At 71.7% G+C, this 19618-nt stretch carries 12 protein-coding genes and 11 pseudogenes; 14 read left to right on the top strand and 9 right to left on the bottom strand.

What is annotated here, in order from left to right; translation table 11 throughout:
* Positions 1 to 94 precede the first annotated feature (94 nt).
* On the bottom strand, positions 95 to 400 hold the full coding sequence (locus ABD794_RS04480) for an MmcQ/YjbR family DNA-binding protein (RefSeq protein ID WP_344960990.1): 306 nt from the start codon (positions 398 to 400) through the stop codon (positions 95 to 97).
* Between the two features lie 163 nt (positions 401 to 563).
* Between ABD794_RS04480 and ABD794_RS04475 the strand changes: the two genes are divergently transcribed.
* Positions 564 to 1169, top strand: coding sequence for a nuclear transport factor 2 family protein (locus ABD794_RS04475; protein WP_344960989.1), 606 nt, complete (start codon positions 564 to 566; stop codon positions 1167 to 1169).
* A 426-nt stretch (positions 1170 to 1595) separates the two neighbouring features.
* Here ABD794_RS04475 and ABD794_RS04470 read toward each other — a convergent pair.
* The 3 genes and pseudogenes from ABD794_RS04470 to ABD794_RS04460 form a co-directional block, all read right to left on the bottom strand.
* Positions 1596 to 2234 (bottom strand): annotated as a pseudogene (locus tag ABD794_RS04470) (PH domain-containing protein).
* Positions 2235 to 2385: 151 nt separating this feature from the next.
* Positions 2386 to 2532 (bottom strand): hypothetical protein, encoded by a 147-nt coding sequence (locus ABD794_RS04465; protein ID WP_344960987.1) that lies wholly within the window; start codon positions 2530 to 2532, stop codon positions 2386 to 2388.
* Positions 2533 to 2631: 99 nt separating this feature from the next.
* Positions 2632 to 3312: a hypothetical protein gene (locus ABD794_RS04460; RefSeq protein WP_344960986.1), complete on the bottom strand. Its 681-nt coding sequence runs from the start codon at positions 3310 to 3312 to the stop codon at positions 2632 to 2634.
* A gap of 293 nt (positions 3313 to 3605) precedes the next feature.
* On the opposite strand from ABD794_RS04460, the pseudogene deoC reads away from it, so the two are divergent.
* The 7 genes and pseudogenes from deoC to ABD794_RS04425 all read left to right on the top strand — a co-directional run.
* Positions 3606 to 4550 (top strand): annotated as a pseudogene (deoC, locus tag ABD794_RS04455) (deoxyribose-phosphate aldolase).
* 2 nt (positions 4551 to 4552) lie between these two features.
* A pseudogene (locus tag ABD794_RS04450) lies at positions 4553 to 4915 on the top strand (aldehyde dehydrogenase family protein); the annotation flags it as partial.
* A gap of 127 nt (positions 4916 to 5042) precedes the next feature.
* Positions 5043 to 5186: pseudogene (locus ABD794_RS18550) on the top strand (aldehyde dehydrogenase family protein); the annotation flags it as partial.
* 91 nt (positions 5187 to 5277) lie between these two features.
* Positions 5278 to 5987 (top strand): annotated as a pseudogene (locus tag ABD794_RS04445) (aldehyde dehydrogenase family protein).
* A pseudogene (locus ABD794_RS04435) lies at positions 5980 to 6869 on the top strand (aldehyde dehydrogenase family protein). The pseudogenes ABD794_RS04445 and ABD794_RS04435 overlap by 8 nt, the downstream one beginning before the upstream one ends.
* 136 nt (positions 6870 to 7005) lie before the next feature.
* On the top strand, positions 7006 to 7323 hold the full coding sequence (locus ABD794_RS04430; protein WP_344960984.1) for a hypothetical protein: 318 nt from the start codon (positions 7006 to 7008) through the stop codon (positions 7321 to 7323).
* 220 nt (positions 7324 to 7543) lie between these two features.
* Positions 7544 to 8146 (top strand): annotated as a pseudogene (locus ABD794_RS04425) (ATP-binding protein); the annotation flags it as partial.
* Between the two features lie 341 nt (positions 8147 to 8487).
* Here the strand turns inward: ABD794_RS04425 and ABD794_RS04420 are convergent.
* A pseudogene (locus ABD794_RS04420) lies at positions 8488 to 9215 on the bottom strand (SigE family RNA polymerase sigma factor).
* A gap of 206 nt (positions 9216 to 9421) precedes the next feature.
* Between ABD794_RS04420 and afsQ1 the strand changes: the two are divergent.
* The 4 genes from afsQ1 to ABD794_RS04400 all read left to right on the top strand — a co-directional run bounded on the left by afsQ1 (position 9422) and on the right by ABD794_RS04400 (position 12922).
* Complete coding sequence (gene afsQ1, locus ABD794_RS04415) at positions 9422 to 10099, top strand: two-component system response regulator AfsQ1 (RefSeq protein WP_199893074.1); 678 nt, start codon at positions 9422 to 9424, stop codon at positions 10097 to 10099.
* A gap of 94 nt (positions 10100 to 10193) precedes the next feature.
* Positions 10194 to 11702 (top strand): ATP-binding protein, encoded by a 1509-nt coding sequence (locus tag ABD794_RS04410; protein WP_344960983.1) that lies wholly within the window; start codon positions 10194 to 10196, stop codon positions 11700 to 11702.
* Complete coding sequence (locus ABD794_RS04405) at positions 11699 to 12283, top strand: hypothetical protein (RefSeq protein ID WP_344960982.1); 585 nt, start codon at positions 11699 to 11701, stop codon at positions 12281 to 12283. The genes ABD794_RS04410 and ABD794_RS04405 overlap by 4 nt, the downstream gene beginning before the upstream one ends.
* Before the next feature lie 78 nt (positions 12284 to 12361).
* Complete coding sequence (locus ABD794_RS04400) at positions 12362 to 12922, top strand: VanZ family protein (protein WP_344961037.1); 561 nt, start codon at positions 12362 to 12364, stop codon at positions 12920 to 12922.
* Positions 12923 to 13115: 193 nt separating this feature from the next.
* Here ABD794_RS04400 and ABD794_RS04395 read toward each other — a convergent pair whose 3' ends face one another.
* Together ABD794_RS04395 and ABD794_RS04390 are read right to left on the bottom strand one after the other, a co-directional pair.
* A complete protein-coding gene (locus ABD794_RS04395; protein WP_344960981.1) occupies positions 13116 to 13571 on the bottom strand; it encodes a hypothetical protein in 456 nt (151 codons plus the stop codon).
* Positions 13572 to 13748: 177 nt separating this feature from the next.
* Positions 13749 to 14877 (bottom strand): annotated as a pseudogene (locus tag ABD794_RS04390) (adenosine deaminase).
* Between the two features lie 173 nt (positions 14878 to 15050).
* On the opposite strand from ABD794_RS04390, the pseudogene ABD794_RS04385 reads away from it, so the two are divergent.
* Positions 15051 to 15826 (top strand): annotated as a pseudogene (locus ABD794_RS04385) (alpha/beta hydrolase family protein).
* Positions 15827 to 15834: 8 nt separating this feature from the next.
* Here ABD794_RS04385 and ABD794_RS04380 read toward each other — a convergent pair.
* Positions 15835 to 16749, bottom strand: coding sequence for a LysR family transcriptional regulator (locus tag ABD794_RS04380; RefSeq protein ID WP_344961036.1), 915 nt, complete (start codon positions 16747 to 16749; stop codon positions 15835 to 15837).
* Positions 16750 to 16902: 153 nt separating this feature from the next.
* Between ABD794_RS04380 and ABD794_RS04375 the strand changes: the two are divergent.
* Positions 16903 to 17839, top strand: a pseudogene (locus ABD794_RS04375) (MFS transporter); the annotation flags it as partial.
* A 1232-nt stretch (positions 17840 to 19071) separates the two neighbouring features.
* On the opposite strand, the gene ABD794_RS04370 reads toward ABD794_RS04375, so the two are convergent.
* On the bottom strand, positions 19072 to 19221 hold the full coding sequence (locus ABD794_RS04370) for a hypothetical protein (protein ID WP_344960980.1): 150 nt from the start codon (positions 19219 to 19221) through the stop codon (positions 19072 to 19074).
* Positions 19222 to 19618 lie beyond the last annotated feature (397 nt).

Below are 19618 nucleotides of genomic sequence, written 5' to 3'. Positions count from 1 at the left end.
ATGACACCCCTACGGGCGTAATTCACCCATGAGGGTGGCCGTGGCCACTGCTGTATCAATCGCCCTCCACGCGACGACCAGCGGTTCGAAGCGATCAGGGTCGGCCGCCGTGGCGCGTTCGCAGTCGGTCGCGAGTCGCGCGCGGCATGCCCGCCACCACGCATTCCCAGGAGTGCTCGATCATCTCGGCGAGTTCATCGGCGGGCACGGTGCCGTCCAGGACCACGGTGTTCCAGTGCCGCAGGCGCGCGTAGTAGCTGGGGCCCACCGCCGGGTACTGCTCGCGCAGGTGCAGGGCGAGACCGGGTTCGCATTTGAGGGTCACCTGGTCGGGGCGCGAGCCGGTCGCCCCGGTCAGGACGGCGAACACCTTGCCGTTCACTCTTGTACAGGCACACACATCCCCGGGCCGGGCTCGCCCTCGTCCGTCGCCTCCGGCAGGCTCATGGCGAATTCCGCGACGTCCTCCGGGGTCATGGGCAACCCTCTTTCCCACCGCTCATCGCGCCGACTTTAGTGCGGAAGTGCAGCCCATCACCGACCTTTGGGGATATAGGTCACGGATGGACCTATATCGGTGCCAAGCTCTTCGTACGACTTCCCAAGGGCACGAAAGGCCGACGACGGTGAACAGCAACAAGGGTTTACGCGGACGTCAAACGAACTCGTCCACGAGTGGGTGGACGCTACAACGAGCAGACTTCGAACGCTTCGGGGCGGTGTTCACCGACGACGTCGTCTACGCCTGCGGGGCCTTCGGTCTCGCCTTCACCGGCCGGGACGCCTTCGTCGGCCATGTGCGCGGGAGTACGCGGGCGCTGTTCCGGACCGGGAAGCTGACCCTCAAGCGGGTCATCGCCGAGGGCGATGCCGTCGCCCTCGAATACCGGCTTCGCGGGCACCAGCTCCGGCGCCCACCCCGGCCTGCCCCCGGCCGGGCAGCACGGTCAGCGTCGGATTCTGCACCGTCCTGCAACTGCGCGGACGGCAGCGAATCGCCTCGCAGTCCGACTACCTCGGCGCGGGCAGTGACGCCGTCCGGGACGGGTGGCGGCCACCCCAACGGACTGCCGAATTACCGGCGCAGCGTGCGCGGGACTTCTCAGCTGCCTCTCGCCCCAACCCCGAGCAGGAAACAGAACTCGTTCCCCTCGTGGGTCGGCCCATGACCTGAAAGCTGCCCTGGTCGTCGGTCACCGGCTCGCCCAGGCGCGTCGCTCCCAGCCGCAGCGCCTCGGCGACGGCCGGTTCGGGCGCCTCGACCTCCAGGTCGAGGGTGCAGCCGGTTCTTCACCTGCTTGCTCTCGGGACCTGCTGACAAGGCCAGCCGGACGAACTCCGGTGGGGTTCACATAGGACCAGTCCGGGCTGCGATCCACCGGTTCACCGCCGAGAGCACCGCGCCGAAGCGCACCCCCGAAGCGGACCAGTCGCCCGGGGTCCTGACAGTCCACGACGATTTCACCCACACGAAGCACGCATGATCGGCGAAGGCTACGTTCCCGGGTCCGAAAGACGCGGGATCACAGCCCGAATCCATCAGAGAAGGCCGCGGCCACTCCTCACAGAAATCCGCACAGGATCCGCCGGGCTGCTCACGCCACCCCGTACAGCACCACGAACAGCACCAGCCCCAGCCACCAGACGGAGCGATCAGCTCGTACGCCCAGCGCACCACCGCCGCGCCCTGCGCCCCCTCCCGCTTCGCGCCGCGCTCCGGCGAGTTCGCGCAGGTCCTCGATGGCCTGGTCGGAGGGGGCGCGCAGGGGACCCGACGAGGCGGGCTGCAGGAGCGACGCGCGGCCCGTGACGTCCTCGGCCGCGTCCCGCTGCACCCGCCGCGCCGCGCGCTTGCGCTGGCGCAGGGAGACGGGGATGGCCCAGAGCTGGTACTTCGTACCGCCCTCCGCGAGGACCTCGCTGGAGTATCCGGCGCGGACGGTCGCGACGCGCGCCCACGGCAGCGTGATCGTCCGGAACGGGTTGCGGACGAGGAGGCGGTCCTCGTTCGCCCACACCGCGGGGCGCAGCGTGAACGCGATCACCAGGGGTACGCGCAGAGCAGCCCGGCGAGGGCACAGCCAGGGCGCCCGGCCCTCGCCGCGCACGATCGCGTCGCCGCCCAGCCACGCGGCCAGCGCCAGCAGCAGGACGCCGGCGGCGATGCCGGCGGAGGAGCGGTAGCGCCGGTCCGCGTAGGACGGCTGCTGCGGTGCCTCGGGGGAGCTCGTCATGGGGCCGATTCTGCCGGACCGGAGGGCGGATGGAGGTTGCAGTACGGCAACGCCCGCACCCCCTCGTACCAGCGAAAACGCCGGCGGAAACGCGGCGGGGCGGGCCGCTGGTGACGTCGGCCCGCCCCGCCTCGGGGAGTTGTTGCCCGAGTTACTTGACGTGGTTCACGACCGTGCAGCCCTTGGGCAGCTTCGGGAAGAGCGTGGTGGCGTAGCGGGCACTGCCGCCCTCCGCCTTGGTGATGAGCTTCGGCTGCGGCGGTGTTGATGTCGGTGATCTTGGCGAGGATGCCCGCACTCTTGGGGAGGGACGGGTGCTTGCGGTCCAGGTGTCCCACGATCACGCTGCGGTCGCCCATGTCCTGAGCCAGACCTCCGGGCCCCTTGGCCGAGTTGGTCAGGACCGCGAGGGTGCCCCGCGCCGATGTCCTGCTTCTTCTCCGCGAAGCAGACGCGGGTGACCGGGCCCTGGCCGTTGCTGCCCTTGTCCTGCAGCGCGGTGACCCGGCCGGTGCGGGCGTCGAGGCGGACGAGGTAGTCGCCGTGCTTGCCGGTCAGCACGGTCGGGTGCGCACCGTTGAGGAGCTTCACGAACTTTCCGTCCGAGACGACGTAGGCCGTGAACTCGTGGGGCGACTGCCGGTACACGACGGCAACGGATGCCGCCCGCGAGCGCCCGGTTGCCGACGTACGCGCCACGGGTTGTAGCGGTTTGCCCTGGTCCTTGCCCAGGCCGATGTTCTTCTGCTGCGACCCAGGTGACCCTGCCGTTGCGGACGTCCATCTCGACGAACAGGTTGTGCACGGTTGCGTACGGCCGCTTGCCGTCGAGGACGGCGAGCATGATGTCGCCCTTGGAGACGGCCACCTGGAAGTGCCCGGCCTTCGGCTCGTGGACGCTGGCCCGCGCTGCCGTCCGGGAGCTTGTAGGTACGGATCGGGCCGGACTTGTCGGCGGAGCCGGCGGCCACCGACGGGGCCTGCGGCGCCGCGAACGCGGACGAGACCGGGGCGAGAACGCTCCCGCCACGGCGGCGGAGGCGAGGGCGATGCGCAGGGTGTTACGGCGACGAGACATGCGTGGCTCCTGGATGAACGAGCGCTGAGGGATGGACGATCCGCATGCCGCATTCCTCTGCCGGGTGGGGCCGTCGAGTCGGGCGGTGCTGGCTGAGAAAGAAGTTATTGATCTTGTGTCATCGCGGGGTCTTTCGAATGTCACCGGGCCCGCGACAGCAAAAGGAAGGCGAATCACCACTTCCCACCCACAGACCCGGGGGTGTACACACGCTACGCGCGTAGATATGCTCGGCTGGTGACCATGCCCACTGTTCCTTCCATGGCAATGAAGCCGCGGAGCGACTGGCGTCGATGGCCGACGTGACCGCCTCCGACGGCGCGTTGCGCCGATTCCTGCACGGGCTTCCGGGAGTGGACCCGGTCGGGCTCGAGGCCCGCGCCGCGGCGCTCGGGACCCGTTCGATCAAGACCACGGCGAAGGCGTACGCCATCGACCTGGCCATCTCGATGATCGACCTGACGACCCCTGGAGGGCGCGGGACACCCGGGCAAGGTCCGGGCGCTGTGCGCCAAGGCCCTCAACCCGGACCCGACGGACCGCACCACCCCGCGCACCGCCGCGATCTGCGTCTACCCGGACATGGTGGCCACCGCCGCCGAGGCCCTGGAAGGGCTCGGACGTCAAGGTCGCCTCGGTCGCCACCGCGTTCCCGGCCGGGCGCGCCGCGCTCCCCGTCAAGCTGGCGGACACGGCCGACGCCGTGGCCGCGGGCGCGGACGAGATCGACATGGTGATCGACCGCGGCGCGTTCCTCGCGGGCCGCTACCTCTCCGTCTTCGAGGAGATCAAGGCCGTCAAGGCGGCCTGCCGTCGCCCGGACGGCACCGCCGCCCGGCTGAAGGTGATCTTCGAGACGGGCGAGCTGTCGACCTACGACAACATCCGCCGCGCCTCCTGGCTCGGCATGCTGGCGGGCGCCGACTTCATCAAGACCTCGACCGGCAAGGTCGCGGTGAACGCCACCCCGGCGAACACCCTGCTGATGCTGGAGGCGGTCCGCGACTTCCGTGCCGCGACCGGCGTCCAGGTCGGCGTGAAGCCGGCCGGCGGCATCCGCACCACCAAGGACGCGATCAAGTTCCTGGTGCTGGTGAACGAGACCCGTGGGCGAGGAGTGGCTGACGAACCAGTGGTTCCGCTTCGGCGCCTCCAGCCTCCTCAACGACCTGCTGATGCAGCGTCAGAAGCTGAGCACCGGGCGTTACTCCGGTCCCGACTACGTGACGGTGGACTGACCATGGCCTTCGAATACACCCCGGCCCCCGAGTCGCGCGCGGTCGTCGACATCGCGTCGTCCTACGGGCTGTTCATCGACGGCGAGTTCCGCGAGGCCTCGGACGGCAAGGTCTTCAAGACCGTCTCCCCGTCGACCGAGGAGGTCCTCTCCGAGGTCGCGCAGGCGTCCGCCGAGGACGTCGACGCGGCGGTCAAGGCCGCCCGCAAGGCCTTCGAGAAGTGGTCCGCGCTGCCCGGCTCCGAGCGCGCCAAGTACCTCTTCCGCATCGCCCGCATCATCCAGGAGCGCTCCCGCGAGCTCGCCGTCCTGGAGACGCTGGACAACGGCAAGCCGATCAAGGAGACGCGCGACGCCGATCTCCCGCTGGTCGCCGCGCACTTCTTCTACTACGCGGGCTGGGGCCGACAAGCTGGAGCACGCGGGCTTCGGGCCGAACCCGAAGCCGCTGGGCGTGGCCGGGCAGGTCATCCCGTGGAACTTCCCGCTGCTGATGCTGGCGTGGAAGATCGCCCCGGCGCTGGCAGCGGGCAACACGGTCGTCCTCAAGCCCGCCGAGACGACCCCCTCTCCGCGCTGTTCTTCGCGGACATCTGCCGCCAGGCCGGGGCTGCCCAAGGGCGTCGTCAACATCCTGACGGGCGACGGCTCGACGGGCGCCGCGCTGGTGGCCCACCAGGGCATCGACAAGGTCGCGTCACACCGGCTCCACCGGTGGGGGCCGGCAGATCGCCCGCACGGTCGCCCGGCACCGACAAGAAGCTCACCCTCGAACTGGGCGGCAAAGGGGCGCGAACATCGTCTTCGACGACGCCCCGATCGACCAGGCCGTCGAGGGCATCGTCCACGGCATCTTCTTCAACCAGGGCCAGGTCTGCTGCGCCGGTTCGCGCCTGCTGGTGCAGGAGTCGATCCAGGACGAGCTGCTGGACGCGCTCAAGCGCCGGATGTCCACGCTGCGCGTCGGTGACCCGCTGGACAAGAACACCGACGTCGGCGCCATCAACTCGGCGGCGCAGCTGGCCCGGATCACGGAGCTGGCCGACAGCGGCACCGCGGAGGGCGCCGAGCGCTGGGCCCCGTCCTGCGAACTCCCCTCCCAGGGCTACTGGTTCGCGCCGACGCTGTTCACGAACGTCACCCAGGCCCACCGGATCGCCCGCGAGGAGATCTTCGGCCCGGTGCTGTCCGTCCTGTCCTTCCGCACCCCGGCGGAGGCCGTCGCCAAGGCCAACAACTCGCAGTACGGCCTGTCGGCGGCATCTGGACCGAGAAGGGCTCGCGGATGCTCGCGGTCGCGGACAAGCTCCGCGCCGGCGTGATCTGGGCCAACACGTTCAACAAGTTCGACCCGACCTCGCCGTTCGGCGGCTTCAAGGAGTCGGGCTTCGGCCGCGAGGGCGGCCGTCACGGTCTGGAGGCCTACCTCGATGTCTGAGCGACTGAGCGTTTCTCAAGACCTACAAGCTGTTCGTCGGGGGCAAGTTCCCCCGGTCCGAGAGCGGGCGGGTGTACGAGGTGACGGACTCGAAGGGCAATTGGCTCGCGAACGCGCCGCTTTCGTCGCTGCAAGGACGGCCGTGACGCGGTCGTCGCCGCGCGCAAGGCGTTTCGGCGGCTGGTCGGGGGCGACCGCGTACAACCGCGGCCAGATCCTCTACCGCGTCGCCGAGATGCTGGAGGGCCGCCGCGACCAGTTCACCGCCGAAGTGGCCGACGCCGAGGGCCTGTCGAAGGCCAAGGCCGCCGCCCAGGTGGACGCGGCGATCGACCGCTGGGTCTGGTACGCGGGCTGGACCGACAAGATCGCCCAGATCGCGGGCGGCACCAACCCGGTGGCGGGGCCGTTCTTCAACGTCTCGTCCCCCGCGCCGACCGGCGTGGTGGCCGTGGTGGCCCCGCAGGAGTCGTCGTTCCTGGGCCTGGTCTCGGTGATCGCCCCGGTGATCGCCGCCGGCAACACGGTGGTCGTCGTCGCCTCGGCGGAGGCGCCTGCTGCCGGCGCTCTCGCTGGGCGAGGTGCTCGCCACCTCCGACCTGCCCGGCTGGTGTCGTCAACATCCTGTCCGGCCGCGCGGCCGAGATCGCCCCGTCGCTGGCGGCGCATCAGGACGTCAACGCGATCGACCTGGCGGGCGCGGACGCGGAGCTGGCCAAGGAGCTGGAGACGGCCGCGGCGGACAACCTCAAGCGCGTTCTCCGTCCACAGCCTGTGGACTGGTCCGCGGCGCCGGGGACCGGCCGGCTGATGGCCTTCCTGGAGACGAAGACCGTCTGGCACCCGACGGGGTCGCTGGGCGCGGGCGGTTCGTCGTACTGACCGCAGGCGCGCCGAGGGGCGGACGGGAAGGATCCCGTCCGCCCTCGGGCGTTCCCGGCGTCAGTGCGGCAGCAGGTTCAGCCCCGGCACGTCGTGCACCTTGCCCCCGTCGGAGAGCGTCCCGGTCACCTGCCGGGTGCTCACCGGCTTGAGGTTGCCGATCTTGGTGCCGACGGTGTTTGTTGAGCGGGTCGATCCCGGTGCGCGCGAAGGGGTTGACCGGCAGCCGGCCCAGGATCGGGGCGAGCGGCGCCGTCGCGTGCTGAAGACCGATCATGGCGCCGTCGCGGGCGGCCACGAGGTCGATCTGCCCGAGCTGGGCCCGGGCGGGCGAGGCCGGGGTGTGCAGAGTGGGACCGGCGGGCGGGGCCTCGGGATCGGCGCTCGCGGCGGACGCCGCGCCGACGGCGATCGCGGCGCCCGCGGAGAGGGTGACACCGGCCCGCGCCAGTGAACGAGGGAGGCGCGAGGGGGAGCGGAGTGCGTGACGTGCGTGCGAGGCCATGACCACCTGCCGGGGCGTGAGCGGAAACCGTTCAGCCCACGCAGCGTATCCGAACCGTCACGAACAGCGCACATCCGTACCCGGGGGGATCCCCCCTGCGGGTCAATGCGTCACACTGGTGTTCCGTGACTGTCCTACCGCCTCCGCGCCGCACGCGCGCGTCATCCTGCTGGCCGGCCCGTCCGGCTCCGGAAAGTCGTCCCTCGCCGCCCTGACCGGGCTGCCGGTCCTCAACCTCGACGACTTCTACAAGGAGGGCACGGACCCCACGCTCCCCCAGCTCCCCGACGGCTCGGGCGCCGACTGGGACTCCCCGCTGTCCTGGGACGGGGACGCGGCGGTGGCCGCGATCGAGGAGCTGTGCCGCACGTCCCGCACCTCGGTCCCGGTGTACGACATCGGCACCAGCTCCCGGACGGGCGCGAGCGTGCTGGAGATCGGCCGCACCCCGCTCTTCGTCGCGGAGGGCATCTTCGCCGCCGACGTCATCGGGCGCTGCCGCGAACTGGGCGTCCTGGCCGACGCGCTGTGCCTGCGCGGCCGTCCGTCGACGACGTTCCGCCGCCGCCTCGCCCGCGACCTGCGCGAGGCCCGCAAGCCCGTGCTCTACCTGGTGCGCCGCGGGCTGCGGCTGATGCGCGGGGAGCGCGGGATCGTGGCCCGGCAGACCGCGCTCGGCGCGTTCCCCTGCGGGCGGGACGCCGCGATGGGCCGGATCGCGGCCGCGGCGGCCGGCCGGTGCGAGAAGGGTCGCTTCCCCGCCCGCCACGCCGCCCGCGCAAGCGGCGGCGGAGCCGGTACAGAGCGGACGCTGAGCAGGTCGGACGAAGTCCACTCGGCAGCGCCCCGAAAGGGGCGCGCGGCTGTTACGACCGTGCGGCTCCGCCGCGGCGAACGCATCGCGGAGCCCGTACGGCGCGAGCCGCCGGGCCCCGCTCGGCGCGGGTGCCGGAACTCCCTCGGCACGGTCGCCGGAACCCCGCCGGGCGATCGCCCGGCAAACGCGGAAGCGGGCGGACAGACCCCCCGGCCGTCCGCCCGCTTCCCTTTCCCTCCCCCGTTCCCCCCCTCTTTCTTCCTCCCCCTCGTTTCCCCCGTGGTCCCCCCGTCGTTCTAGGCCACCAGCTCGCCGAACGACTCCTCGACGCCCCGGCCGCAGCCGATGGCCTCGTCCTCGCGCAGCCGGCGCAGCGAGCGCCAGATGCTGCTCTTGACCGTGCCGACGCTGATGCCCAGGATCTCGGCGATCTCCGGGTCGGTGCGGCCCTCGTAGTAGCGCAGGACCAGCATCGTGCGCTGGAGCTCGGGCAGCCGGGCGCGAGCGCCTGCCACAGGACGGCCCGCAGCTCGGTGCCGCGCATCGCGTCCTGCTCGCCGGCCGTCTCCGGGAGCTCCTCGGTCGGGTACTCGTTGAGCTTGCGGCGCCGCCAGGCGCTGATGTGCAGATTGGTCATCGTGCGGCGCAGGTACCCGCCGACCGCGGCCTTGTCCGTGATGCGGTCCCAGGCGCGGAAGGTGGAGAACAGCGCGCTCTGGAGCAGGTCCTCGGCCTCGTGGCGGTCGCCGGTGAGGTGGTAGGCGGTCGCGTAGAGGGAGGCGCGGCGCTCCTGGACGTACGCGGTGAACTCGGCCTCGGCGCGGGACGTCTCCGGACCGGTGCGCTTCTCCTCCGCGGCCTTCGGCGCGGCGGGCTCGCCGTAGACGGCCGCGTCGATGGCGGTCAGGTACATGCCCTGCGAACGGGCCCGGCCGGTGCCGCGGGTGTACCCGTGACCGCCCGTCGCCGCGTCGTGCAGGCGCGTGCGAACTGCGCCGGTGGTGATCGTGTGCAGTGCGTTCATCTCGCGCCCCCCGTCGGTGGTGCCCGTTGGTCCGTGGTCCGGACCGCTCTCCGCCCGGTGAACAGAAGCCTGCCGGGCCAGTTTCATGGCGCTGTCCGCCGAGTGTCACAGCCGTGCAACAGCGGTGGGGCCCCGCGACGGGCCCGGGCGCGGGGGCGCCGGAGCGGAAGTCGAACTACCGCCCTGACGTAGGCCAGAATGACCGGGTGCCTTTCCTGTTGCTGATCGAGGACGACGACGCCATCCGCACGGCCCTCGAGTTCTCCCTGTCGCGCCAGGGTCACCGCGTGGTGACCGCGGCCTCGGGCGAGGACGGCCTGAAGCTGCTGCGCGAGCAGCGGCCGGACCTGATCGTGCTGGACGTGATGCTGCCCGGGATCGACGGCTTCGAGGTCTGCCGCCGCATCCGGCGCACCGACCAGCTGCCGATCATCCTGCTCACGGCCCGCAACGACGACATCGACGTCGTGGTCGGCCTGGAGTCCGGGGCGGACGACTACGTGGTCAAGCCCGTGCAGGGCCGGGTGCTGGACGCCCGGATCCGCGCGGTGCTGCGCCGCGGCGAGCGCGAGTCCAGCGATTCGGCGACCTTCGGCTCGCTGGTGATCGACCGCTCGGCGATGACGGTCACCAAGAACGGCGAGGACCTCCAGCTCACGCCGACCGAGCTGCGGCTGCTGCTGGAGCTGAGCCGCCGCCCCGGGCAGGCGCTCTCCCGCCAGCAGCTGCTGCGGCTGGTCTGGGAGCACGACTACCTGGGCGACTCACGCCTGGTGGACGCCTGTGTGCAGCGGCTGCGCGCCAAGGTCGAGGACGTGCCGTCCTCCCCCACCCTGATCCGTACGGTCCGGGGCGTCGGCTACCGCCTCGACTCACCGCAGTGACAGCACCGCAGTGACATCAGTGAATGACGAGGTCGACGAGACAGTGACGGAACGGCCCGGTCGAGTGCGGGGCTGGGCGGCGGTCAGGAACCTGATGCGGCTCAGCATGCGGTGGATCAGCCTGCGGCTGCGGCTGATGCTGGTCTTCGCGCTGGTGGCGCTGGCCGCCGCCGTGTCCGCGTCCGCCATCGCCTACTGGCTCAACCGCGACGCGGTCCTCACCCGGACCCAGAACGCGGCACTGGACGACTTCCGCAAGTCGCTCCAGGACAACACCGGCACGCTGCCGCTGACCCCGACCTGCCCCGAGCTCCAGGAGGCCGCGGACCGGATGGCGGCGACCTCGCAGAAGTACGAGGTGCTGCTGATCGGCCGGGTCAAGGGCGGCGGCGACTGCGCCGCGCCCTCCAACCGCGACCTGTTCACCCTGAAGGCCGTGCCGAAGTCGCTGGTCACCGCGGTGAACCGGGAGCGCAAGGTCGACGATTCGAACCCGTACCCGTACCACCTGTACTGGCAGCGGATCACGCTCGACGGCAAGCCCTACCTCGTCGGCGGGGCCAAGGTGATCGGCGGCGGCCCCACCGGCTACCTGCTCAAGTCGCTGGAGAACGAGCGCCAGGACCTCAACTCGCTCGCCTGGTCGCTGGGGATCGCCACCGGCCTCGCCCTCATCGGCTCGGCCCTGCTCGCCCAGGCGGCGGCCTCGACGGTCCTGCGGCCCGTGCAGCGGCTCGGGGAGGCGGCGCGCCGCCTCGGCGAGGGCAAGCTGGACACCCGGCTGGACGTGTCGGGCACCGACGAACTGGCCGATCTGTCGCGCACGTTCAACAAGGCCGCCGAATCGCTGGAGAAGCGGGTCGAGGAGCTGAGCGCGCGGGAGGCGTCGAGCCGGCGGTTCGTCGCGGACATGTCGCACGAGCTGCGCACCCCGCTGACCGCGATCACGGCGGTCACGGAGGTGCTGGAGGACGAGGCCGACTCCCTCGACCCGATGATCGCCCCCGCGGTGCAGCTCGTGGTGAGCGAGACCCGGCGGCTGAACGACCTGGTGGAGAATCTGATGGAGGTCACCCGCTTCGACGCGGGCACGGCCCGGCTCGTCCTGGACGACGTGGACGTCGCCGACCAGGTCACCGCCTGCATCGACGCGCGCGCCTGGCTGGACGCCGTCGAACTGGACGCCGAGCGCGGGTTCATGGCCCGGCTCGACCCGCGCCGCCTGGACGTCATCCTCGCCAACCTGATCGGCAACGCGCTCAAGCACGGCGGCTCGCCGGTGCGGGTGAAGGTGCGCCCGGTGGACGACCGGCTGGTCATCGAGGTCCGCGACCACGGCCCGGGCATCCCCGAGGACGTCCTGCCGCACGTCTTCGACCGCTTCTACAAGGCGAGCGCCTCGCGCCCGCGTTCCGAGGGCAGCGGGCTGGGCCTGTCCATCGCCCTGGAGAACGCCCACATCCACGGCGGCGAGATCACCGCCGCCAACTCGCCCGAGGGCGGCGCGGTCTTCACCCTGACCCTGCCCCGCGACGACTCCGCCGCGGACGGCGGGCCCGACGCCGCGGACGGCGAGGGTACGGAGCGGGGGGACGCCACATGAGGCGCGCGGCACGCGGGGCCGCGTTCGTCGCGGCGGTGTCCGCGGTGTGCGCACTCGCCTCGGGATGCGGGATCCGGGGCACCGCCGTCCCCGTCGACGCCGGCAGCGCGCCCTCGCGGGCGACGTGCCTGGTGCGGCCGGGCACCGCGACCGCCACGCCGCGGAACGGCACCGCGCTGCCCGTGCAGCTGCTGTGCGCCTCCCAGCTGGTGGCCGTCGTCCGGCCGGTCGCGGCGCCCGGCCGCGGCGGGGCGCTGGGCGTCGCCCAGGTGCTCCTGGACGAACTGCGCCGCCCGCTCTCGTCCGCGGAGGAGTCCGCCGGCTTCTCCAGCGAGGTGCCGCAGCACCTCACCGTCGCCGGCGGGCGCCGGGACGACCCGCCGGGGACGCTGCGCCTGAGCACCGCGCCGGACGCGCTGTCGACGAAGGCCCTGTCACAGATCGTGTGCACCTTCGCGGGCACGGCGGCGGCCGGCGGCCGGGACACGGTGCTGCTGGGCGGCCCGGGCGGCGAGGCGCCGCGCGCGTACCCGTGCACGGACGAGACGCGCGCCCATCCGGAGAGCGCCCCGGGCGCCTGACGCGCCCGACGCGCGGGGCGCTCGTCGTGGCTCGTCGTGGCCGGAACCGCGCGCCCCGCGCACCGCGTCCTGTGGGGCGTGCAGCGTCATGGTTACGGCGGTACGCCCGCCCTACGACACCGCTACCGCCTCGCGGGCCGCGTGCTCCTCGCCGCCCACCTGGTCGTGGTGGGCTGGCTGGCCGTACGACCCCTGTCCGCCCCCTGGGTGTCCGCCGCGCACCTGGAGCCCTTCGCCACGCTCCGTGCGGACCTGGCGCTGGGCCCCTGGGAGGCGGCGCGCACGATCGGCTCGGCGGTGCTTCCGTTCGCCCCCCTCGGGGTGTTGCTGCCCTGGGCGGGCGGCCGGATCGCGGCGTCCCCGCTGGGCTCGCTGGCCCGGACGGTCTTCACGAGCGCGATGATCGCGCTGGTGTTGCAGGTGGTTCGGGGGGGTGTGGTGGGGCAGGTGCTGGATCTGGATGCGCTGCTTTTGAATGTGGTGGGGGTTGTTCTCGCGCACGTGGCGGTGGTGCCGGCCGTGCGCGCCCGGCTGCGGCGTTGCGCCCCCACCGTTCCGCCGCCTCCCGCGACGGCCGCGACGCCGTCGCAGGGCCTGGCGCCGACGCGACCGCGCGCCCGGGTGGGGGTGGCCCGATAGGTTTGCCCCTGTCCCGCCCTTTCACCGTTTCTCACCGGGCTTCGCCCGGAACCGCCCTTCGGGCGAAGTCCTCAAGCGCCGGACGGGCTGAAACAGCCCGTCCGGCGCTTGAGGACAACCCGCGCGGAGCGCGGCGAGAAACGGTGAAAGGGCGGGACAGGGGCAAACCCCCGTAGGGCAACCCCCACCCACCTCAGCCGCGGTTGCCGCCCAGCAGGTTCGGCGTCGACAGCCCCTTCGGCAGGCCACCCGACGGCACCAGGCCGAGCAGCCCGCCATTGCCCTTGTTGTCCGCGGGCGCGGCAGCCTCCGGCGCGGCCTGCGGGGCGGATTGCGGCGCGGATTGCGGCGCGGCCTCGGGCGCCTTCGGCGCAGGCGCCGGGAAGAACGCCTTGTCCAGAGCCGCCGCCGTGGACTTCATCGCCGAGGACCCCAGCGCACGATTCCCCGCCTCGATCAGCGGCCCGCCCGGCAGCAGCGGGGCGACCTGCTCGATCGGAAGGCTGCGGCTCGTACCGGCCGCGATGCCGGTCGCCCGCTCCAGCGGACCCGCGTGGGGAGCCGCGGCCGACGCGGTGCCCGCCGTGGCGACGGCGATGGCCGCGCCGAGGGCCGCGGCACCGATGGTCTTGATGGTTCCCTGCTTCATCTGCGATCTGTCCTCGTGACGGTGATGGATGAATTCCGGGCGGCTTTGCAACCTAGTCACGACAACGAGGGGCCCGCATCGAATGACACGGCCGGGAGATTTGAATTCCCGGCCGCGTCGTTCAACTTCCGCTGTATTCAGGGCCGATAGACGGTCAGTCGTACCGGCGGCTCCGCCCTAGCGGAACAGCCACTCCGACTTGATCTCGGCATAACCCGGCTTGATCACATCGTTGATCATGGCCAGACGCTCGTCGAAAGGAATGAAGGCGGACTTCATCGCATTGACGGTGAACCACTGCATGTCGTCGAGCGTGTAGCCGAACGCCTCCACCAGGTGCTCGAATTCACGGCTCATGCTGGTCCCGCTCATGAGCCGATTATCGGTGTTGACGGTCGCGCGGAAACGCAGCTTGCTCAGCAGGCCGATCGGGTGCTCCGCGTACGAAGTCGCCGCCGCGGTCTGGAGGTTGGAGGTGGGGCACATCTCCAGGGGGATGCGCTTGTCGCGCACGTAGGAGGCGAGCCGGCCGAGCTTGACCGTGCCGTCCTCGGCGATCTCGATGTCGTCGATGATCCGCACGCCGTGGCCGAGCCGGTCGGCACCGCACCACTGGAGCGCCTGCCAGATCGACGGGAGGCCGAAGGCCTCGCCCGCGTGGATGGTGAAGTGGTTGTTCTCGCGCTTGAGGTACTCGAAGGCGTCGAGGTGGCGGGTGGGAGGGAAGCCCGCCTCGGCGCCCGCGATGTCGAAGCCGGCGACGCCGGAGTCGCGGTAGCGGTTGGCGAGTTCGGCGATCTCCAGGGCGCGGGCGGCGTGCCGCATGGCGGTCAGCAGCGCGCCGACGCGGATGCGGTGGCCGTTCGCCTTCGCCCGGCGCGTCGCCCTCGCGGAAGCCCTCGTTGACCGCCTCGACGACCTCTTCGAGGGTGAGCCCGGCCTCCAGGTGCTGCTCGGGGGCGTAGCGCACCTCGGCGTAGACGACGCCGTCCGCGGCCAGGTCCTCGGCGCACTCGGCGGCGACCCGGACCAGCGCCTCGCGGGTCTGCATGACGGCGCAGGTGTGCGCGAAGGTCTCCAGGTAGCGCTCCAGCGAGCCCGAGTCGGCGGCCTCGCGGAACCATATCCCCAGCTTCTCGGGGTCGGTCTCGGGGAGGCGGTCGTAGCCGGTCTCGCGGGCCAGCTCGACGATCGTGGCGGGACGCAGGCCGCCGTCGAGATGGTCGTGGAGGAGCACCTTCGGGGCGCGACGGATCTGTTCGGGCGTGGGAACGGTCCCGGGGAGGTTGGTGGTCTCGCTCGTCATTTCGGCACTGTAGCCCCTACGCGCGTAGATAGGGCGGAACGATACGGAACGGTGACCCGTCGGCGGGGTGGACAGCGTGCGTCGTTCTGCCATCGTTGTCTGCCATGGTTCAGCAAGCGTTGCCGCAGCCGGAGCCAACGGAATCACAGGGTCCGGTGGGGCCACAGGGACCCATGAGGTTTCTGAAGATCCAAAAGGCCCAGGCCCCCTCCCCCGGCCTGGGCAAACCCCTCGGGGCGGGCCGCCCCGGGGACACCGTCAACGGGGTCGCCCTGATCCTGCCCGGGGGCCCGCGCGGCCGGGACGCGCCGCCCGCCGCTCCGGCCCCCGGCCGCCCAGCGGCGGCTGGCCCGCCGGCTGGAGCGGGCGGGCGCCGGCGAGGGCCTGGCCACGCACCTGGTCCGCTACCGCCACCGCGGGTGGAACGGTTCGGCGGCCCACCCCGTGCACGACGCCCTGTGGGCCGTGGAGGAGGTGGTGCGGCGCTACGGCGACGTACCGGTGTGCCTGGTCGGTACGGACATGGGCGGCCGGGCCGCGCTGCGCGCCGCCGAACACCCGGCGGTCACCTGCGTGGTGGCCGTCGCGCCCTGGCTGCCGGAGCCGGAGGCCGTCCTCGACCCCGACCCGGGTGCGCCAGCTCAAGGGCCGCCGGGTGCTGCTCGTCCACGGCACCGACGACGAACGCACCGACCCCGACCTCTCCTACCGGCTGGCCGAGCGGGCCAAGAAGGTCAACCGGGACGTGTGCCGGTTCGAAGTGCACTCCGACGGGCACGGGTTGCGGCAGCACCGGGACGAAGTCCTGGCGCTGACGGCCGACTTCGTGCGCGGGTCGCTCTTCGGCCACCCCTACGCCCGGCCGCTGGCCGACGCGCTGGCCGCACCGCCGCCGCTGGGCCTGCGCATGCCGCTGGCCTACGGGTTCGGGACGACGCTCGGGCACTGAGGCACGGCTCAGCGGTGGAGCAGCAGTTGGCCGCGGCGCGAGAGCAGGAAGCGTTTGAAGGCGGCGACCGGCGGGGTGTCCGGGTGGCCGTCCAGCCAGGCGACGCCGATCTCGCGGACGGCGCGCGGCGCGGTGACGGCGAGCTCCACCACGCCGGGGCGCGGCACGGCGGGCGGCGGCAGCAGGGCCACGCCGAGCCCGGCGGCCACCAGGCCGCGCAGCGTCTCGGGGTCCTCGCCCTCGAAGGCGATCTTCGGGCTGAACCCGGCCTCGGCGCAGAGCGCGTCGGTGATCCGGCGCAGCCCGTAGCCGGGTTCGAGGGTGACGAAGAGCTCGGCCGAGGCCTCGGCGAGGCGGATGCGCCGGCGGACGGCGAGCGGGTGGTCGTCGGGCACGACGAGCCGCAGCTTCTGCTCGTCGAGGCGGCGGGCGACCAGGTCGGGCGCGTCCGGGACGGGCGAGGTGAGGCAGAGGTCTAGGTCGCCGTCGCGGAGCCGCTCGATCATGGCCTCGCCGTAGTTCTGCACGAGTTGGAAGCGGACGCGGGGGTGGTCGGCGCGGAAGGCGCGGATGAGCTCGGGTACGGTCTCCGAGCCCATCGTGTGCAGGAAGCCGAAGGCGATCTTGCCGACGGCGGGGTCGGCGTCGGCGCGTACGGACTCGGCGGCGCGGTCCACGTCGGCGAGGGCGCGTTCCACGGCGGCGAGGAAGGTGCGGCCCGCGGCGGTGAGCGAGAGCGTCCGGCCGTGCCGGGCGAACAGCGCGACGCCCATGTCCTGTTCGAGGCGGGCCATCGAGCGGCTGAGCGTCGGCTGGGGCATCTCCAGCTGGCGCGCGGCGCGGGTGACGTGCTCGTGCCGCGCCACGACCGCGAACTGCGCGAGGCGCGGCGTGAGCGTGGCCGCCCAGGAGTCCGGGCCCATGTCGGCCGTCAAGAATTCGCCAGTAACAGGGATGTCTTTTCTGTTGCCAACTGGTGACAGAGGCCGTTCTGACCTGCGTTCATGCATCACGGAATGGATTATGGCCGTTCCATGCATTGGACGCATTTATTGCGGCGTGCCTACGGTGTGGTCATGCCTCCTGCCGATACCGGGGCATCCGTCGTCGTCGCACGCGCGGATGCCTCCCCCTCGCCGTCCCCCACTTCCTCCGCCGCCGATTCCCGGATGGTGCCGGGCGGCCCCGGCTACCGCCGGATGAGCTTCGCGCTCTTCGCCGCGGGCGTCGCCACGTTCGCCCTCCTCTACTCCACGCAGGCCCTGCTGCCCGCCCTCTCCGACGGGCTCGGGGTGACGGCCGATCAGGCCAGCTGGACCGTTTCCGCGGCGACCGGCGGGCTGGCGCTCGCGGTCGTCCCGCTGAGCGCCCTGTCCGAGCGGTACGGACGGCGGGCGATGATGACGGCGGCGCTGTGCGTGGCCGCGTTCGTCGGGCTGCTGGTGCCCTTCGCCCCGGACCTCGGCTGGCTGGTGGGGCTGCGCGCGCTGCAGGGCGCCGCGCTGGCGGGCGTCCCCGCCTCGGCGATGGCCTACCTGGCGGAGGAGGTCCGGCCCAGGGCCCTGGTGGGCGCGGTCGGTCTGTTCGTGGCCGGCAACGCGATCGGCGGCATGTCCGGCCGGATCCTCGCGGGCTGGACGGCCCAGGCGTGGGGCTGGCGCGCGGGCCTGGCGGCGGTCGGCGTCCTGGCGGTGGTCTGCGCGCTGGTCTTCCGGCTGCTGATACCCAAGGCGCGGCACTTCACGCCCGGTTCGGTCTCCCCGCGGGCCCTGGCCCGTACGGTCGGACGGCATCTGTCCGACCCGCTGCTGGTGCGCCTGTACCTGATCGGCGCGCTCTTCATGACCGTCTTCGGCGCGGTCTACACGGTCATCGGCTACCGCCTGGCGCAGGCGCCGTTCTCGCTGCCGCCCGGCCTCGTCGGCTCGATCTTCCTCGTCTACCTGGTCGGCACGGCCTCGTCCGCCGCGGCCGGCAAAACTGGTCGGCCGCCTCGGCCGGCGCGGGGCGCTGTTATCTAACCGATGTGCGCGGTTCATGGCAGGGCGAGCCCGACGGGAGAGAAAACGGTGGCTGCGGTCTAGGTCTGCGTGGGTACTGCGGTGACGCTCCTCGCTGGTCGGCGGTGCTCCTCGGCCTCTAGTTTGCTTCATCACGGGAGGGGCGTTCTTCGCAAACAGTGGGGGCGATGCGCGGGTCGATGCCCTCGTCGTCCGTGTGAGCCGGACGGGCGACGTAGTGGCCGCGCCAGGCCTCGCGCTCTACCAGACGGCGTACTTACGTGGGGTTCGTCGGTGGAGGCGTCGACGGTGGGTTGCGGGTAATGAAAGCGCTTCCATGCGGGGGGCTGGGACGGCGGGTGCCGTCGGCTTGGGCCTGGGGGTCGCGATGGTGGCCGCCGTGCGGTGCGATCGCGCTGGTAGCGCGACGGCGAAGGCGCTCGTGGAGGCGGCGTTTTCGACGACGGCGCGTGCGGTGCTAGCGCTCGGCACCTGCGCCGGGTCCCTTTACGAAAGGGACCCCCGGAGGGGCACGGTCCCACAAAAAACAACTGGTTCTGGTGGGGCCGGCCCCTTCGCCGTCAGTCCACACCGCTGGGGGAAGCCGGCTCGTCGGTGGTCGGAAATCGCTCACTCGAGACGGGCGTGGGCGCGGTTCGATATCCGGCGGGCGCCGAACTTGCCCCGGCTTGCCAGCCACTCGGTCGACATCGTCCGTGGGACCTCCCCGTAAGAGGCTTTACGGTCGGGGCCCGCCGGAGTCCATCGGTTCGAGTGAGCAGGTAGAGGCGGAGACTTGGCGCCCGTGGCATAGCCGCGCCTTCTTGATGGGCGGTGTGATTGGCATTGTGCTTCGAGGTGATCTCAACGATGAGCTCGGCCCGGAACGGCGACGAGCATTGGCTGGGACCCCCTAGGTCTGGCCCTCAGGGCGATAGTACGGCCGCTGGGGGGATTAGGGTTCGGCACGATCGCAAGTCCGGGATGACAGTCCCTCCCCGCGGCGGCACTGGCAGTCACCAGCGTTTGGTCATGCCCCAGTTCTTCGTGGTAAAGTCACGGTGTACAACGGCGCTGATACGATTGCCGCGTGGATGTCGTTGGTGGTGTCGATGTGACAGGCGCTGGTGACAGAGGGTGACGATCCCCCTCAATGATCCCACCTTGCCATGCCACCAGGGCCGTCCGTCTCCCTCCCAGATCCTGACGGAGCTCCTCGGCGCCGAGGATAGCAGTCGTGCTGTGTCAGACCTGGTGGCGGGCGGTCAGCAGCGAGTGCGGGCTCAAGGCGGTCTCCTTCTGATCGGTAGAAACGTCACCCTCGATGCCCAGCAGGTGGCGAGGAGCCGGACCGGTCGGTGGGGGCGCGGGTCGCGACTGCAGTGCCCACTTCACCCTGAATGGGAGTTGTGGTAGGAACGGGGCAGGTGGAGGCGACGGGGAGTGGTGTTGCTGTGCTGAGCTTGCAACGATGGTGGGGCGGCGCACAGGCCCGGCACTCGTCCGTGTGAATGGTGTGCCGCGGGTCCGGCCCGCGCCATGCGGCCGTTTGTCAGACCTCCCTGCCACCATGTGGCGGGCGCAGTGAAAACCAGCTCACAACGTGACCCTGCTCCACGACAACTGGCCCCGGAAGAGCGGCGATTACTTCGCATCGCTCGCAGTGGACCCAACCGGACGGAGTTCGCGAGTTGCCACCCAAAGACCATGGGGCACCAACCCCGGGCATACCGGTACCCCGCGGGCGCCCAGCGAGTTCCGACCACGCCATTCGCAGCGTGTGGGAGGGGGC

The sequence above is a fragment of the Streptomyces thioluteus genome (assembly GCF_039535865.1).
This window is presented reverse-complemented; position numbering and strand designations above follow the sequence as displayed.